Below are 18,847 nucleotides of genomic sequence, written 5' to 3'. Positions count from 1 at the left end.
GATAGTATGTAGAGAAGTGAATTATTGGAATACATCACAAACGAATAGGGGTGTTTTTAATTATGAAGGTTCAAAGCTCGACCCAGTTTGACTTCAATGCCTACATCCATTCAAAACAACGCGTGGTTCAACCATCTTTGGTCACAGGCACAATACCCGAACTCTCACATAACACCGACACAGTGGAGATCAGTTCAGCCTCCAGGCAGCTTGCCTCATCCGATATTGTGAACCAATCGGCTACCTACTTCGGAACCGTACAGATCAACGAGTCGCTGGAACGCCTGCTCAAGGATCAGTCCTCTGAGGTGAAGGAAGCGGTTTACGGCATCATTCAATCCAATTTCATTACGGATTTAACCGGAGAAGAAGACCGAGCAGCATTATTGGAGCTGGGCCTCACTCAAGCGAAGTACATTGCGGACAATCATCTGAAGGGCGACCAAGCTGCAGAATTCATGAATACCATCCGCCAGATCGGGGCCATCTCCACGACCAGAACGGTAGACCCGGATACGAAGCTAATCCAGTATGCCACACCACCGCAAAGGCCCGTTGGGGCGCCAGATGATTATATCGACCTGAATTATATGATGCAAAAATTCGAGCCCCAAACGTCAGGTAAGCTGCAAGATGCGATTGCAAACGGGGGAGACTGGAACAGCATTCTGCAAAGCTTCGCAAAGAAAGTATCGACAAATCAGGATTGGTTGAAGGCATACAGAGAGGACGAAGCCAAGTCGGTCGGCAACCTGCCCGCCCAGAACAGATTCGAGAAGGCCTCTACGACCAGTTTGACTTCGTTTGTCAACGAAATCAAGGACATAATCACCCATACAGGATTGGCAAACACGAAGCTGCTCACAGACAATATCGAGGCATTTATGAGAAAGCTGCAATAACATTTGATACCTCATACGGTCGTTGTGTAACATAGCAAAGGCTCCTCTCACCAATCGATGAGCGGAGCCTTTGCTATGCCTTCCTTCAGGTCAGTGTAAGAACGATCTGATCCCCGGAACGGGTGATTTTGTAGATACCTTCTTGCATGTCGATGCCATAATGCTTTTTCAGCAACCACTTGGCGTTGAGATCGGTCTCGACGACCACTAGATAATCGTAGCCGCTCAGAAGGTTGTCCATATTGTCCTCATAGAACAACACGATTCCGTCCACATGAGGAGCATACAAGAAATACTTCCCTACATATTGCATGTAATAGTTCGTGACCTGTTGGTCCCTGTCTGAGGCGTAGAAGAGATATCTGTTATTATCCTCTTGCCCACCTGAGTACCACCGATCACCAGTAACCGCATGAATCTTGTAAGGGAGCGTTGTATCATAGCTTTGGGCGATAGACACGATACCATTGTATTCGGACAAAAGGATGGTGGCCGCAACCGCCATACAGCCGATAATACCTTTTTGATAATGCCCCTTCGTCTCAACCGTCTTAAAGGACTGATAATCAGGTACTTCACCAATCCGATAGTGGAATGATCGCTCCAGGTCGATCGCAGCGCACAACACCAGCCCACCGGCGAACAGCACCACGATACTGGACGCATAACGCTCAAATCCAGCCAGGACAATTGCTTCATCCAACGGCATGGAGAAGAGATACAACGCCAGAATACCCGCATAGTACAGTAACAGAACAACGTCCAAAGCAATTAATGCTTTCCACAAGTTCCACTTCTTCTTAAGCACAACGATGGCAAATACAGAAGCTGCGATTGCGATAAGCTGGAAAATAACAATCCCGATCACGGGTCGTGTCGTCAGATCCGTACTGGCCTTCAGGAAAGTCCACAGAATCTCCTGCATTTGCTCCGGCGTTTTGCCGGCCTGAATCCCCGAAGTAGCCACATCGAACTTGTTATCAATGCCTTGGAACACCGTCGCCATTCGCCAGCTCCAGCCGAAGTAGGGAATTAGCGCACCGCAGATCGTACCCACTACAGCGAGCGCTGTTTTCCAATTGAACTTTTGCTTATGTTTTAACCATGTATACACCAGGAAGATCAGGCCGATCGCGGCGAAAATAATCCCTGTGCTTTTGATGATGGTCAGCAATCCCGCAAGCGGAAGAACAACAATACATGCCTTTTTGATCTCATTACGATATTGGTAGATCACCGCCAGGATTGCGAGCGCGTAGATCGGAAGTAAGAAATCCACGAGCAGATTGGTGATTCGAATCGTAAGATTGAAAAAAGAAAGCGTAGATAACCCGAGTCCGAGAAAAGCGTACAGAAGAAAGCGTTTCTTCTCCGAAACAATGCCGAACATGGCATAAAAACAGGAAAAGATAAGCAAACCTTGTGCCAAAAGCATTACGGACTGGGAATGCCCCATGAAGCGACAGACATAATAAATAAATGACGAAGTCCCCAGCGGATAGTTTTTAAAATCAATCAGGTTGGAGTCTGGCGTCGGAAAGGCATCTGTACTCAGCATCTGCTTCAATACGATAGCCCAATGGGAGAAATTATCGTAATGTGTTAATTGGTTCTGAAAGAGCACCAGCAAGAAAACAAAAGTCCCTGCCAGGAATGAAAATTGGAATATGGAAAAGGACATACGCAATGATGCCCCTCGGCGCAGCCTGAGAAACAACATCGCCCCATACAAAAGCAAACCTGCAATCAGGATGACAAGGCTGCCCGTAAAGAGCTGCCCTGCCAAACCACTCAGAAAAACAAGGCAGGCAATCGAGGAAAACACAAACAAGGGGATGAACTCCCAACGTAGTGAAAGTGCCTTCCGTACAAACTGCATATAACCAAGAAAGGAGAATATCAATAAAACTCCCATCACAAAATGAAGCACAATGAGCATCTCTATCTCTCCTAACCCTCTCTGGTGGAACGATCGGAATGTGGCTGAGTCAAATCATTCAGCAATTGGTCGATCAGGCCCTTCTCCACAATATCATCGATATTCTCCACCGAGAGAAGCACTTCGCGCTCACGGGCTGTCTTTTTTCCCGTATGTTGCAAAATGACTTCAATATTACTCTTCGTATAAAAAGTAACGACCGCTCCTGCCGCAATATCACCACGGAAACCCGTCGCGGAGAAGAAACGATAATTGAAGCTGCGCAGCGTACAGCTAGCATCATTGGTGAAATGAATTGGAAGTTGAAGGGAAAGCCTCGGCATTTTTCGCTGATCCGATCTAGGTTGAACAATCCGTTTTTTCACATTACGTAACATATCGTCATAAGCCGTATCCCACAGATTCATCTGCTCTGGCAATGAGTGTTTACGGTCATAGATGATTTGCATGTATTGGCGGTTATCATTCTCATCAATCGGCTGGACCGTTGCGGAGTAACGCCAGCCCTCTCCATCCTGTTTCACATACACGATGACTGCATCGAGATTGGCCTCATACCGGTCGGTTTTGACAACCAGAGAGATGATCTTCTGTTCAGCCAAGTAAATGGGATAAGGGACATAGAAGGCAATACCTTGTTCGGATACATCAACCGTTTTGGCCTGATATCGCAGATTGTTAGCTTGGTCGTAGATCGTGACATCCTCCTGCGCCCGAATCCGTTCTGTCTCCCGATACGCACGGCGGCCGATCATGAAGAACAGGGCGTAGCACAGCGCGATCATGTTATGAATCAGCCAGAAAATAATGATACTGCTGAAGAACAGCGCAATGCCGTACTTGCCATTGACATACCGAATCACGGCTGCAATGGAAAGCAACAGCAAGAAGATATGCGGAAGTGCATATAACAGAGCAGACATCCATTGTCGACCGCTTGCTCTGCTTTTGTTGGTAACCTTGAATTTTTTCTCACGAATACCCAGCGTCTCCAAGAGAACCGGCCAGATCAAGTAAGGCATAAATATGGTATCGATAACCTGACTCCATCGCTGATTCCGAATATTACTGGATAGATATCGCATCGATACACTGTAGAAGAAATAAGATGGAAGCCAGAATATTAGGATTTGCCAGAAGGTTGTATTCACAATCTGGAAGTCGAATAACGCAAATAAAATAGGTGCCAAAATGAAAATCAACCGGTTAAAGAAGGACCACCAGTATAAGAAACTGCTTAAGTAGGTCACTCTCGTCCAGAAAGGGAGCTTTCCAGATATGGGTGCACGCGTATTCTGCAGGCTCTGAAGGATACCCCTTGCCCAGCGAATCCGCTGTTTAATCATGCTCTTGACTGTTGTTGTCGTCTGCCCGGCAGCTTGAACCTCTTGAGTCGCATAGGTAATGTAACCTTCCTGCTGCAAGCGGATGCTTGTCTCAAAGTCCTCGGTGATGGTATTCAGCGGAAAACCTCCGATGTCTTCCATTCCTTGCCTGGAAATGACCGTATTACTTCCTGTATAGGCCACCGCATTGGAGGCATTACGCAGGATGTTCACTTCTCTGGAGAAAAAATCCTGTTCATTCGGAATGCCTTGCTCTGCATACAGGTTAAACTGGAATAGATCCGGATTGTAGAAACTCTGCGGGGTCTGTACCAGCCCAAGCTTGAACTTATTAGGGTCCATCTCATCCTCGCGGCGAAGACGCCATTCCTCATTCTCCTTAATAAACGTGGAGAGCAGGAAATAAGGGACCGTTTTCATCAAAAAGGTATGCTGCGGAATCATATCCGCATCAAACGTTGCAATGAGCGGAGAAGAGCTTTTGCTCAGTGCATTGTTCAGATTACCAGACTTGGCATCCTTGTTTCCGGGGAACCCCAGATATCCCACACCAAATTGTCTGGCAAGCTCCTCCACCTCGGGTCTTGCTCCATCGTCACAGAGATAAATATGAACCTTCTGCTTGTCCGGGTAATCCATGAACATACAGGCATTAACGGTTTTATATAACAGATCGACAGGTTCGTTATGCGTAGCGATAAATACATCCACATCCGGATAATACTCCGGCGGAACGATTGGAAAGTCGAGCTGTGTACGTTCTTTTTGCATCTTTTGAAAGAATAATTCAAAGGTTGTCAGTACGGTGACCGTTTCAGCCACAATCAGCAGCATACCGAAAATGACGTTCAGCATGCCTTCACCCCATGGCAACGTAAAGAACATACGCCATACCAAATAAATCGACATCAGGATCATCGTGATGATAAAAAAGATATTCTGCCTTTTTTCGTTTTGCACTACAGCTGCTTCCTCCTTGCTGCAAATACCCATCTTCGCTGCAATTGGAAACTGAGCAGGAACAGCAAGGCATCACAGACGAATTTCGCCAATTTCTCATCTACGAAGAGAATGGTATGGAACATATATACGCCGGTACTGGAAAGCAAGATCACCACTCCGCATAACGTCAGATAGCGCCATAGACTGCCCTGGCTATCCTCCTTGCGGAATACAAAATGTCTGTTCAGTACATAGTTGACCACAATGGAAATCACTCTCGCAATTACGGTTGCGAGCAGAATTCTTAAATAGTGCTGCTCACCCAACATGGGCCGCAATGCGTCGATCAAAAACCAGGCGATGCCCAAATCCACAACAGAACTGGCCACCGATGATGAAATGAACCGCAGGAAATTGGAGAACAACACCCCCATGACCCGAGCACTATCCTGGATCGCTTTAAAATGAGTGCCTGCATTGCCATTCTCATAAATGACTTGAATCGGCATGGTATGAATCGGTATGCCAGACTGAATGCACGAAATAAGCATCTGCAGCTCATATTCAAATCGAGTGCCGCGAACATCCTGCATAAACGAAAGTAACCCTGGACCGAAGGCACGAAGCCCAGTCTGGGTATCTGACAGTTTTTTACCATAGAGCATGGCAAAAATAAAGGAGGTCATCCGATTGCCTAACAGGGACTTTGGGGGTATATTCCCCTCGCTGAAGTTCCTTACCCCGAGCACCAATGAGTCCGGATAAATCCTTGCTTCTTGGGCTATGCGGTATACATCCTCAGCTGCGTGTTGTCCGTCTGAATCAGCGGTTACAACGAAGGAAGATGCATCATATTGCTGACCAATATACTGAAATCCGGTCTTGAGTGCCGCACCCTTCCCCTGATTCTCCGCATGTGTTAGCAGAGCACAACCATTCTCACGAAGCTCCTCGAAAATCGACTGATACGCCTCACCAGATCCGTCGTCTACAATGACAATATTGGTCAAGCCATATTCTCGCAATTGCCTTACATAGGCTAGAAGTCTCTCATCTGGCTCAAGCGATGGAATAAGGATGATCGTTTTGCTGTCTTCAGTTTTATCTATAATCATCCGATTAAGCCTCAATTCGACATATTTTCACAAATTCTTTTTGAATATTGTGAGTATAACACCGAATTGTTATACAGTAAATGAACAACTTGTATATCTTTTGGTAAAAAAGTTGTATACACATTCGTGTTATTGTATAGGCGAAAAATACTAGGAATAGGACTACAGGATGTTGCTGTCCGTTCGTTGTTATGGCCATAAATATGATGCATTCTTTCATTTATCTTTTCATAAAATGAATAAACTGGTATTTTGAATTTTCATCTATTCAATCTGTATTTCAGATCAATTTTATACAAAACGGTAGTCATGAGAGGAGTGCACAGGAATGCCTCAGGAGGTTTTTGTTAATAGCGCATGGATCGGACTGCCGGTTGGGACCGTGGTAGGTCCGGGAATGATCATTGGAACTAATGCATTCGGTACAATTACAGAAGGCGTAGCCGCAGTAGCTCCCCAAGGAACCGTACAGGTAGCGGCTGGAGTCTATAATGAATCCGTTGATATCGATAAGCCACTTCAACTGCATGGTGCTCAATATGGGGTTGACGCGCGTACCCGCTCAGGTAATCCTGCAGAAGAATCTGTGGTACAAAGCAGTACAGATTCAGGCATTTTCTTCCTTATTTCCAGCATTGACAGCAGTAGTGTGGTCATCGACGGGTTCACAATACAAAACAATACGTTAGGTACCGGAATCAACGCCAATGGAGCCCAGTCGGGGTTCTGGTTCCTCAATAACATCATTCAGAACAATACCATCGGCTTATACTTAAACTCGAACGGTTCCATCGAATGCTTGGTGCAACAAAATCTTATTAACAACAACAATCAGGCAGGACCCGGGGGAGGAAACGGTATTTACTCCGATCAAGGATTTTCCAATGCTCTCATCGACAATAATAAATTTACTAATAATCAGGGGACGATGACCTTATTAGGTGGTGAAACTACGGCCTTCGAGAATGTTATCATTTCTAACAATGAGATTATTACGGATGGCGGGATTTTTATGCTTACTTGTCAAAACATCAGTATTCTAAATAATACGATTAGTAACAATACGTCTGACGGCATTTTTTTATCGGGTGGAAATGACCGAATTACGATCTTGAACAATATCTTGCAATTTAATACGGGCAACGCAATTAACGTTCAACTGGATTTTACCGCTGTCCTCAATTCTAATATCCGTGCCAAACATAACAGTATCGTAGGGAATACGGTGGCTGGCTTAACTGTAGCTACAGGAAGTTACAATAATACAGCACCGAATTTGAATCTCGATGCCACGAATAACTGGTGGGGCGATCCGAGTGGACCCAACGTCAACGGTGGGGGACCAGGTACGGGTCAAGCAATCATCGATCCAGACTTGGTAACTCTGTATATTCCATTTCTTGTTGAAAACCCGTTTGTCCCAACTTCACTTATCACCCCTGTCCAGAGACTAAGCAGCAGTGCAACGAATGTATATGTAGCGGCAGACCGTGATACAGCCGTAGCCGCTGCTAATTTGGGAATCGGTACGCTGGCTGTAGAGGTGCCCCAATTTTCGCTTTGGAGCATCTTAACGGAATTTAATAATGACAATAACCCTGTATTCGGAGGCGTTCCCAATCCAGTTATAGTATGGGATGCAACGACAGCTCCGGGACAAGTGTTTGGCTTTGCCGCAGCCACAGATTCCTTTACGCTAGCTGCCGCAGGGGAGGTCTTAATTAATTTAACGGCATTCGCCGATAATGCCATGGAGGCACAGATCGATCTGGTGGACGCAACAACGAATACCATTATATCGACACCACCATTAGGTGTCTTACTATTAGATGGAAGCATGGACCCCACACCTGTCGTTCTCGATTTCCCCTTCAATTGGCAAAATATACGCTTTTATTCTATCCCCACTGGGCCGATCCCTGCTGGCGAATATAAAGTGATCGTTTCCTTTACAGTTGTAAACTATCTTCAATACATGTCCTATCCCAACCCTGCCGGGTTATCCTTTGTTGCAGATGTTTATACCGCAAGTACTTAACATGAGCTTAAGGGAATCGTTCTCGGGCTTTAAAGTACATTGTATGAAATTCCAGTCTGGTCTCGTGTTGCTCTATTTGGCAGATAAAATAGCCATACAAATATTAAACAGCCTCTGGAGTTATTCCAAAGGCTGTTTTTTGATTTTATATCAATCTAGGCATCTCATTAAATTTTGCCTCGGACTTGGTTTATTATCTTCTTTGAAGTTATCGTGTTTCGTTGGAATTATCAGAATTTATCAACCTTATACCAGAATATAGGTAGCGGAAACCATCCCACGGGCGCAGCAACTGCCATATAACGGCCATGTTGTGTAAGTAGAAGCGCCTGAGCTTGCTGCTTATCAAGGACAACTGCATCAGGCTTAGCAGACCGATCCACAGTCACCCCACTCGCATCCACTCGCGCAGTAATCGGCTGACCGTCCATGACTGCGGAGAATTCTCCCTCTACTATCCCTGTGGTCTTGAATTTGAGTGTCAGATATGCCTCCAATACATTGGCAAAGTCCAGAATATGATACATATCCGATGTTTCAATTAAATAGTCTTCCGCAATGTTACCAAGCGTCCTATTCAGTGGAATGTCATATTCGGGCGTATATATAGATATACGATCCGTTCTGCTATGCACCATATAAGCCTTAATCGTCCGCGAAATATCTGCCGCATGTTCCAACGCAAATTCAGATATTTCATCGCCTGTTTCGTTTACAATTAGATAACCGATCAGTTTACCTTGATCCAGAACGCCCAGCGCTTTTTGATGGAGGCTGCCGAAAATAAGCGGCAATTGCTGCACTGTACGTTCAACATAAGCAAGCCGCGAGGTGTTGATGTTATGTGCAAAGGACTCTGCTCCTTCAATCTCGAAGAACGGCCTGAAGGATATTCCTGTGTCGTTCACATGTTTTAAGCCATGGCGCACATTGGCCTCTCCTACGAAATACTTGAGCTTTACACCGCCAAGCGTGAAGCCAAAATACTCATATCTCTGCCGCTGACCGTATAATACAACCATATCACAAGTATTGCGTAATTCCTCAAGCCACATGTCCATGAGCACCTTCATATGTCCTTCACCACGAGCCCGTGGATGGACCGATACAGTACCCAAATAGCCGGTTCGCAGGGTATAGCCACATACCGTCAGAGGCTCTGGAAAAACAGCTACCTGCGCGCGCAGCCTGCCTTTCTCATCCACAGCAACCTTATGCATGGCAGAGGAATCTACGTTCTTCCCATACCCTTTGGGTATCAGGGTTTCAAAATCCAAGTGAAAAGCATAGTTGGCTAAATCGATACATTCTTCACGCTCATCTGGAGTTGCCATTCTGTATTCAGTCATTTGCCATACCCTTTCAACATCAAAATTGATAAACTGCCTTCCAAAACATTAATTCTAGAAGTATACTCAGTATCCTTCCCAACACCATGATCTACTCCGCTTTTTCAAAAAGAGCGCACAAAGACGTTCTGGCGGCAGCGGCGATCTCTATGGCCAGTGTCTCTATTTCTTGCATTGGCTTCATGATTAGAGTTCCCCTTTCCATTCGTTGATCATTTGCCCCTTCGATATGAATTGGCTATTTGGACTAGATACCAGACACCCGCACCCACAAGGGCAGCGGACACTAGATTGATGCAGCCGAACCAATGAGTGACTTTGCTTGGCTTGGACCGATTCGGAAGGCGGTCGCTAGCTGGAAGACAGCCGGTAGCAGAAACGCCAGCCATGAGATGGTTATAAGCTTTTCTGTTCTGAAGCTCCACCATACTGCGGAACATGAGGCAGCGAGCAGTACCCAGGTACAGATCATCTTTAGGGCGAACATCATTTCGGCCCCCTCCTATTTGCCATGAATTACAAGTCCATATTTATCGAATATCCACGATTGGCTCAAGTCGTGCATTGCATCATGGCTTATACGCACAGAGGGTTTCTGTTCCTTCATCGCATTGGCATCATGGGCTGAGAAGCGAAGCGGTTTAGTCATTTTTTTGATAGAGTCTCTTATTTCATCGAAAAACGCATAGGTCAGCGGCTTATGGCCCCGGATATCCTCATAAATATAGTACTTTCCTTTTTCATCTTCCGAATTAACTTGAAAACCTTTTGGAAATGAAATCAAGATACAGGACAGTTCATCCTCTGCCCACTGTCCGTGATATGGATAAGAAACACCTTCATTTTTCACAAAAAATCCTGAACTTTCTTGATCTGAAACAATAGAAATGGAGTATACAAAGAAGGGATAGACGTCATCTCTCTTTTCTCCTGCCACATAATACTGATAGAACGTCTGATACGCCTCGTACACCTGAATTTTGCGAATGAACTTTGAAAGGGTAGCCAAATATCAGGATCATTGCGCCTGTACGCGAGCAAAAGACATACGTGGGGTGAATTCCAGACTACCCGCCTTGTGAGGATGGGAGCACGCCAACATCTCGTAATCAGCACAAATTAACCGTACGGATGATCACCCGTACGGTTAATTTTGACTTATTCAGCTTTGCGAATTTGGAATTGTTAAGGTTTAACTACAGAGAGAAGAGACTCATTCCCCTCAGAGATAACCGTCACATCTGGTGCAAACGTAGCATCACTTACATGTAACGTTTCTCCAAGTTCCATAGCACTAATGTCAAATTCAATCGACGTTGGCAAGTGTCTCGGCAATGCCTCCACTTCAATGGAAGCTAATTGAACTTGCACGACTCCGCCCTGTTTTGTGCCAATCGGTGTGCCATTGAACTTGACAGGAATTTTAGTGCGCATAATCTCATTGGTCTGCACCTGTTGAAAATCCACATGAATCAAATCTCGTGTAACCGAATCCCGTTGAAGGTCTTCTAATAATACGGTCAATGAGCCTTTCTCTTCAAACTGCAATTCAATAAAACCAGACGCTCCTTGCTTCAACCATTTATGAAATTCTATTGTTGGAATATGAATCATCTCATTCTCCGTATTTCTGCCAAAAACAATACCTGGCAAACGCCCGGATTTACGTAGATCCCGAAGTCGGGATGTATTTAATGGAATGCGGGTCTCCGCCTGAAAACTAGTAGTCATGCTATGTTCGCTCCTCTTTATTAAACAATATTTTCACATTTTTTATAACCATCCAACCATCCCCTAATGGGGCTAAAGAGAGAAACATAGCATCACCACCTCCATATACGATCCAATTGATTTTAAAATACATTTAATGTAAGCTCCCATAATATACATGAAGGCACTCTACTCCGAAGAGTAGAATGCCTATGGGATGCTTCAACCCTATCATAGAAACATAGATTTGTCGATTTAACCCGCCATATCCCATTTTGACGACTGCAACAGGCCTTCATGTCCTCATCTCAAATGTATACATCCTCGATACTCGTTGGATTCGTCAGAATTTATCGATCTGCGCAATTCCTCAAGCCACATGTCCATGAGCACCTTATTTCGGGGACAAGAAAAATCGCGTCCTCTAAGTAGAGAACGCGAAATAAAGCAGATTGATTTTGTGTTTCAGCATCGTCAATTAACGCTTTCGGGTCACCACCGCCAGCCTACCGTTTTCGGTCGAATACTCGCATGTGGACAGCACAATAAGCTTGTCACCATACTGTGCTGTTACACCTGTGTCATAAAGAGAGAGTTTTTTGATATTCTGAACATATGAATCGAACTCGACGGGCGTACTTACATTCTCAATCTGGTAGTATTTAAACACGTCGTCCGATTTGCGATAAACTTTTGACAGAATAACGGCAACAATCTCATACTCTTCCTTTTCGTAAAGCGTACTAAACTGGAACGTAGCATGTTCTTGATAAAAGCTTTTGTTCTTGTACTTCATTAAATCTTTAAACATCCAGCCGCTTTTCATGTGATGTCCATGAATCAGCAAAATGTCCGAACTGTGGGTCTGACTATGCTTATCCAAAAAAGGGAGGCCACCATGGTTTTCTTTTTTATCAAAATCATGATCGAGATAGTACTCTGCATCCTGGGGATTCTGCATAACGGGGTACTCAATTCGAGTGCCATCAATCTTGAGCCATCCAACAATGTCCGGATTCCTCTCGTAAAGCTCTCGGAATTCAGGAAGTATGACCGGCTCATTCGCCTTATTAAACAAAAGTGAGGGGAATGTATCCCCTCCGCCTTTACCCGAACTATCCCTCCAAACCTTGGTCAACTCTGAGATTTTCTGCTGCTCGGCATAATCTCTCAGAAAAATCCTCGTCATATTGACGAGAGAAAAGACCAACACAAGGAAAGAAACGGCGATAAGAATTTTTTTTGTTTTGCTCATGCTCTTACCGCCTTTCCAGTCATTGAATATGCTTGTTCTTCTTGTTACCGAATAGGCAGAGCACAATCGTCATCAAGGACATCAGAGCCAAAGCCACGTAAATCATTGGCGTTACGCTGTTGTCTCCAGTTTTCGGAGCATCGTCCAACTCGTTGCTATCGTTCTTAAGCTGATCGTTACCATTGCCTGGCTCGGACGTTCCATTGCCTGGTTCAGGCGTTACAGTTCCTGGATCAGGCGTTACCGTGCCTGGATCTGGCGTTACCGTGCCCGGATCTGGCGTTACCGTGCCCGGATCTGGCGTTACCGTGCCTGGATTAGGCGTTACCGTGCCTGGATCAGGCGTTACCGTGCCTGGATCAGGCGTTACCGTGCCTGGATCAGGCGTTACCGTGCCTGGATCAGGCGTTACCGTGCCTGGATCAGGCGTTACCGTGCCTGGACCAGGCGTTACGGTGCCGCCTTCGTTGTTACCATTGCCGCCAGGGCCGCCACCAGAACTAATTGGCTTCATTGGCACATCATACCTAACAATGTCAAAATCGACTGAAATGGTACCACTTGTGTGCGTTTCGTATCCGTCCTTCGTTACGATCAGATAGTAATCCGCTTCAGGGAAAACCATGTACGCATAAAAGCCATTTGCATCGCTATCTTGCTCTGGGCTCTTATTGTCGTGCGGCGGGAAATTTGGAACCGCAGGAAGCGTTACTTTTGTACCCGGAATACGACCTTTATCTCTATTCCGCTGCGTATCCGCATAATACAGTGTAACTTTGGCTCCATCAATTTTCTTGCCAGTGACGGCATCTCCTGTCGTTTCATCATAGACCGTACCGTAAGGGTCAACTAATTCCTCTGAAATATTCAGCTCTCCATTAGCTTTAACGTCAAGTTGCGCCACTTTGAGGAGCAATTCCTCGCCTGTCTCAACTTGATAGCGAACTTCCATTGTGTACCTCTGCTCGCTTAGCCCTTCCACAGAGAAAGTTCCATTCGACGCCATAGGAAATGCTTTAGGTTGGCCGTTTTCCTTAATATAAATGCCATCCTTGTCTTTCAAATAGATATGCATCTGGCTAGTCAACAAATCGTTGAATAGCACTGTTGTTCCATCCAGTTGTTTGAACAGAATGATCCCCACGGCCGTAATGTCCGCTGGAACAGTCTCGTCCGTTACACTGTTGTTCACATTTGCTTTCTGCGTAAACTCAACAGGTACATCCTTACCGCCTACCCGATACAACTTCGTATATCTGATCGTATAGTCGGTATCCGCTACGGCTGGAATTGAATATTCACCCTTCTCATTCGTCTGCGTCTGAATCTCTTCGCCTGTCTTCAGATCGGTTACCGTAATCGGTGCATTCGGAATGACTTCTCCTGTGTTATTGTTACGCAGCACGCCTTCCAGATACGGTCGGGTATTGGCAAAGTGTGCTTCAGACAATTTTTTCTCTGGAATAGTGCCAATGTGAATGAGACTCTCTGGATCAGTCACATAGCCATCTTCCGTATAGTCATCTTGGGTCACTTTGTACTGAAGATTGGTTGGAAGCCCTTGGACAATGAGCGTCTGGCCATCTGTAAGCTCGAAGCTCTCACCGCTCTTAATCATGCCCTTGCTGCCGTCTGACTTCTCATAGACGTAGGATTCGTCCGATCCCTCGCCTGTGAAGGCAACCGTGTACTTAAACAGCTTCTTCTTGTCTTCATCTTTGCCTTTAACTGTGTTGCTGATTAATAGGCCGCCCTTCAAAACTCGCACGTTCGTGAATGGGGCATCTTCATCAATGCCTTTCATGACTCCGGTATAGTACCGTTCCTCAGGAGTAGTCATGTATTCATCGGTTGTGTAATCTTGTTGGGTAACTGTGTATTTCAGATTCTTAGGCAGGCCCAAAATATCCAGTGTCTCTCCATCCTTGAGGCGGAAGGTACCGCCGGACTTGATCGAACCTGTGCTGCCGTCCGTCTTCAAGTAAGAGTAGCTTGCCTCTTTGCCTGCACCCTCAAAGTTGACGGTGTACTCGAACTCCTTCGTCTTATCGCCGCCGTTGCCCATGACCGTATTGCTGATGGTCAGCTTGTTAACGGTCCGTCCATTGATGAAGTCCGCCTTGTGATCACCTTTATTCACGATTGAGCCAGACAGCTCTCTCGTACCCGGTATCGTCGTATAACCGTCAACGGATGTATAATCAGCCTCGGTTACGGTATAGACCAGATCCGCAGGCAATGCTGGGAACGTCACAGATTCCCCGTGCTTGAGGGCAATCTTGTCTCCGCTCTTAATCGTGTCAAACGTATCATCCGACTTTTTATAGGTATACTCTCTGTCCTTACCTTCCCCGGTGATGGTCACAGTGTACTCGAACTCTTTGTCCGGATCACTGCCGTTGCCTTCCACCTTACTGGTAATGGTCAGCTTGCCTTGGGCCGGAGTAGGCACGATCAGCGGATGATCAGAGGTTAATTTCACCCCGTCTACCCAGATGGGCTTCCCTGGCGTATTCCCTACATATACTTGGTATACTCTTGTAGTTGGCAGCCAAGTATTGGTGTCAATATAAGTTTCTTTCAGCTCATAATACCCTGGATCAGGGAATAGCAGATTAAGTTTCCCCCCGCTATCGGTTTTTCCTTTGGTGATTATAGTTCCGCCGTCTTTCTTATAGAGTGTAAACTCTACGTCTTTTAGCGGATTGCCATTGGGATCGACCTTTTTCAGAGGCAACAGAGCATTGGAACTTGAACTGCCGGCTACGTCCGAACTGTCCAGCGTGCTTTCGCTTCTGGCACTGACAGATTTCAGATTGTCATCGCCCTCCAGTTTTACCTCGTTGCCCATTGTGTCTCCAGCTTTCGCTTTAGATGGATCAACTTCTGTTTGGTACACAAACTGGTAAAGCTGATTAGGGTCGTCCATTTTAAATGTTAGAACCGTAGCGCCACCCGTGCCTGGTGCAGCTTCTACTTGAACTTCAGCATTCGGGTCGCTGAGGTCCAGTGCTGCGCCCTCTCGTTCAAGAGTGCCGCTTGCGGTCAATTTAGCAGGATAGACTGCCATACTAGGTGATGTCAGCACAAGCTTTCCGTTTTCTTCATAACGCAAATTCATGCCTGCACCCAGGGTATCCTGCAAATAAACACCCGGCTTCATGTTAAATGGCGGGGTATAGTTCACCGTCCATTCCAGCACTCCTGGAACTGGCTTAGTTACCGACTTTCCAAGGGTCTGAATAGGTACAATAACTTTGCGCTGTTCGGTGACAACCTTCTCCACTCCACCCCATGTCATATGAAGGTCGGCTTTGTTATACAGCACCTGTTTGTCTGTACCGTTGATGGTGTATTCCTCTAAATACTTCTGCAGAGCATCGTTGGAAGGTCTTGCCTTCACCAGAATGATATAAGGACTCTCCAACTTGGAGAAGGTGAAAGTACCCTCGTTTCCAATGTGTGAAAAATGGACTACATGAGAACTAGTACCTGGTTCTATTAGAGCTCTAGCATCGTTTCTAACACCATATTCTGTTCCTGCACCATTGTCCGAAAATCCTTTCCAAAGCTCAAAGTCCTTAGTTTCAGAGAAAGGAACGAATTCCCAGCCTTCGGGAAGTGTATCTACTAGCTTAATATTACTAATGACTCGATTACCGCCATCCTTAGCCATTTCTTCTGTGTTATATCCAGGCATATTAACCCCTAAACGGAATGTGACCGTTTTGGTTGTCCTGTCATAGCTAGAAATCGTCCATGCTTCATTGTTATCATTTCTAATGTAACTGCTAACGTTATTCGGCGTCACATTGTCAAAAGTACCATCTACTTTTAATGGCTTCGAAACAAAGAGCATATCCTTGTTCAACATACGCAGGTGTAGGTTGGCGCTGTTATCTGCTTTTTTTACGGTTTCGCCATCAATGAGCAAAGCCCGATTCCAAACAGCTTTCCCTGCGTTAATATCCTGTCTGAAGAGAATGTTCGGGTTGGTCTCAAGTGCACGGAAGCTGAAGGATGCAGCTTCTTCGGTGTATCCGGTCACCTTGATCAAATCCGCCACCACTTTACCGTCAACGGTTAATGGAATAGCTTTCATAGTCAATCCGGTTGCATTCGACTTCAGAGTTCCCGCTTTGTACTGCTTCCAAAGCTGCGCAGAAGTGATATTTGCTTTAATTTTCGCAATTGTCTCCGCACTCACCTCGCTGGTTTCATCTACAGCGTTGTCCAAGACGTTCAAGTCACCGCCATGCACAAGGACATCGTATATTGCCGCGTTAGGTAAGGCATACTGTGGTGCTAGATTAACGGTCCACGTGATACTTCCCAGGTTATAATCCTCGGTTGATACTGCGCCTGTTTTTGTAAACGTGTGTGCGCCAATGCTGACGCTCGCCTCATCCGTCACAGCAATTGGTCTTTTACCCGTCATTACATCGTTGTTCTGTATAACCCCTGGTGTATCCAAATTCCAGTTGGCACGAGGGTCAATTTGGAAGCTGGAACCACTTATTGCCTTGCTTTTAATCAACAATTCGACTTTTCCGTTAATATCCCCGAAGGAATAAACGCCGTTCGAATCTGGTGTAATTGGCGTTTCCCCAGATACAACGCCATCTACCCACGTCTGCCATGCAGCCGATTCAAATTCCAGCCCAGCAGGCAGTACATTGGTGATCGTAAAGTTCTTTAATCCTTTTTTGTTATATTGGTTAACTGTGACTTTCCATGTAATGGTTTCATTCGCATGGTCATACGAAGCGCTGGCTTGAATCCAGTCGGGAGCAAAAGAAATCTCCTGACCTGCCTGTACCAACATGTTGTTGTCCTGTCTCAGTTCCACTTTGCCATTCATGTCCCGGTAGCTGCGACCAAGATTGTTTGGCGGATTCCGATGTTCGTAATAATAAGCTTCCTTTGGAATCCATGTTTTATATTCAACCTTTGGATCTAGACCTGTTTCCTGCGGAAATATGTAAGTCAGCGATCCGTCGGCCCCAATGACTGGCGTTACATTTTGGCCGTTTACTTTGAATGAACCCTCCATATAGATACCACGGACATTTCCAAAACCCGTATTATAAGTGGTCGGATTCGTATAGAATGTCTTCCCGTCTAACGGCAATTTGACTGTTTTATCAAACTGATCGAATGCAGAGACGTTTGACTCCCAAGTAATTGCACCTTCAACCAATTGCGCTGGCTGAATCCCGCGGTAACCATACTGATCCCACCTGATCATTCCAGGCGAGCTTAAAGTAATGTTATACTCTGCTGTAACATCTGGGTTCTCTAGCTGATATGCACCACCAAAGATGTTGATTGGCTTTTTATCGCCATACGCTAGTCCCGTTATATCTGCATTGGCAGTAGATTCAAAGCTGAAGGCAATACCTCGTCCAACTCCATTGAAAAAATTATCATCACCGTTAAATACAATCTTGATGCTATTTGGAGTGAAATAGGCGGTACCCAGCTGTTTTGTACCTGATTCCGTCTGTGCATTCAAGGTTTTAGTAGCTGTTGGCAGCATCACTTCCTTGAAGTAATCTTCTCTTTTTAGCTCGATCCAGTCACCCTTTTGCATGTATTTCTCAGGATCTGCATTAGTTGGATTTGGGTCATCACCATTCACTGGTATCTTGAGACCTTCCGATTTGAGCGTAAAGGGCTGTCTACCCTGAATAATACCGTTTGGATTAATAACAGCATTCCCCTGCGTCACTTCCAGCGGAAAGGTTGAATTAGATTCCATAAATACCGCTGTTTTGTCCGTTGGGACTGCCGCCATCGCTACGAAATTGTTCGGTGCTTTGTACATTGCCTCGGGTACCGAAAGCGGTTCCTCTTGCACTGCCTCAGGTACCGAAAGCGGTTCGTCGGCACTCGGTGAGTCAGATTCACTGACCGCTTCCATTCCGGAATCGGTTGGCACACTCTCCGCATATGCGGCGGTGGAGTATATCACTGTCTGCAAGACGAGCAACATTGCCAGAAATAAAGACAATAACGGTTTACCTATATTGCGTTTTTGTTTCAAACGAAAATCTCCTCCACTTCTAAAATTTTTGCAGCAACCAGAAACTTTTTCCCTTTCCTTTGGCCATTCCATCCCTACAACAGAAAATGATAAAATTCATCAAGTTCATATGGCTTGCCTTACCATTTTACTTTAGAGCCCTCACCAAATTCTGAACACTAAGCGGTAACCAGAGCATAGAGCCAATTCAGACATGGATTTCTCC

At 45.6% G+C, this 18,847-nt stretch carries 11 protein-coding genes; 2 read left to right on the top strand and 9 right to left on the bottom strand.

Annotated elements, in window-relative coordinates; translation table 11 throughout:
• Positions 1-62 precede the first annotated feature (62 nt).
• Complete coding sequence (locus tag D829_RS0124170; protein ID WP_017691489.1) at positions 63-902, top strand: hypothetical protein; 840 nt, start codon at positions 63-65, stop codon at positions 900-902.
• A gap of 85 nt (positions 903-987) precedes the next feature.
• Here the strand turns inward: D829_RS0124170 and D829_RS0124165 are convergent, their stop codons facing one another.
• The 3 genes from D829_RS0124165 to D829_RS0124155 form a co-directional block, all read right to left on the bottom strand.
• A complete protein-coding gene (locus D829_RS0124165) occupies positions 988-2,733 on the bottom strand; it encodes a hypothetical protein (protein WP_206537066.1) in 1,746 nt (581 codons plus the stop codon).
• Between the two features lie 119 nt (positions 2,734-2,852).
• Positions 2,853-5,147 (bottom strand): glycosyltransferase family 2 protein, encoded by a 2,295-nt coding sequence (locus tag D829_RS0124160; protein ID WP_017691487.1) that lies wholly within the window; start codon positions 5,145-5,147, stop codon positions 2,853-2,855.
• Complete coding sequence (locus D829_RS0124155) at positions 5,147-6,244, bottom strand: bifunctional glycosyltransferase family 2/GtrA family protein (RefSeq protein WP_017691486.1); 1,098 nt, start codon at positions 6,242-6,244, stop codon at positions 5,147-5,149. The genes D829_RS0124160 and D829_RS0124155 overlap by 1 nt, the downstream gene beginning before the upstream one ends.
• A 328-nt stretch (positions 6,245-6,572) precedes the next feature.
• Between D829_RS0124155 and D829_RS32640 the strand changes: the two genes are divergently transcribed.
• On the top strand, positions 6,573-8,282 hold the full coding sequence (locus tag D829_RS32640) for a right-handed parallel beta-helix repeat-containing protein (protein WP_017691485.1): 1,710 nt from the start codon (positions 6,573-6,575) through the stop codon (positions 8,280-8,282).
• Between the two features lie 230 nt (positions 8,283-8,512).
• Here D829_RS32640 and D829_RS0124145 read toward each other — a convergent pair whose 3' ends face one another.
• From D829_RS0124145 to D829_RS0124110, 6 genes are all read right to left on the bottom strand, one after another.
• Positions 8,513-9,631 carry a GNAT family N-acetyltransferase gene (locus D829_RS0124145; RefSeq protein WP_017691484.1) on the bottom strand — a complete coding sequence of 373 codons (1,119 nt, stop codon included), beginning with the start codon at positions 9,629-9,631 and terminating at the stop codon, positions 8,513-8,515.
• A gap of 286 nt (positions 9,632-9,917) precedes the next feature.
• Entirely contained in the window at positions 9,918-10,121 is a 204-nt protein-coding gene (locus D829_RS0124135) for a hypothetical protein (protein ID WP_017691482.1), read from the bottom strand.
• 12 nt (positions 10,122-10,133) lie between these two features.
• A complete protein-coding gene (locus D829_RS0124130) occupies positions 10,134-10,568 on the bottom strand; it encodes a hypothetical protein (RefSeq protein ID WP_241230810.1) in 435 nt (144 codons plus the stop codon).
• Positions 10,569-10,816: 248 nt separating this feature from the next.
• Positions 10,817-11,362, bottom strand: a complete 546-nt coding sequence (locus D829_RS0124125) for a 50S ribosomal protein L25 (protein ID WP_017691480.1) — start codon at positions 11,360-11,362, stop codon at positions 10,817-10,819.
• A gap of 457 nt (positions 11,363-11,819) precedes the next feature.
• Positions 11,820-12,596, bottom strand: a complete 777-nt coding sequence (gene srtB, locus D829_RS0124115) for a class B sortase (protein ID WP_017691478.1) — start codon at positions 12,594-12,596, stop codon at positions 11,820-11,822.
• 19 nt (positions 12,597-12,615) lie between these two features.
• Positions 12,616-18,642, bottom strand: a complete 6,027-nt coding sequence (locus D829_RS0124110) for a carboxypeptidase regulatory-like domain-containing protein (protein WP_017691477.1) — start codon at positions 18,640-18,642, stop codon at positions 12,616-12,618.
• Between the last annotated feature and the right edge of the window lie 205 nt (positions 18,643-18,847).

The organism is Paenibacillus sp. PAMC 26794 (genome assembly GCF_000316035.1).
Classification (GTDB): domain Bacteria; phylum Bacillota; class Bacilli; order Paenibacillales; family Paenibacillaceae; genus Paenibacillus.
Note: the sequence above shows the minus strand (reverse complement) of the source record. Positions and strands in the feature narration are given on the sequence as shown.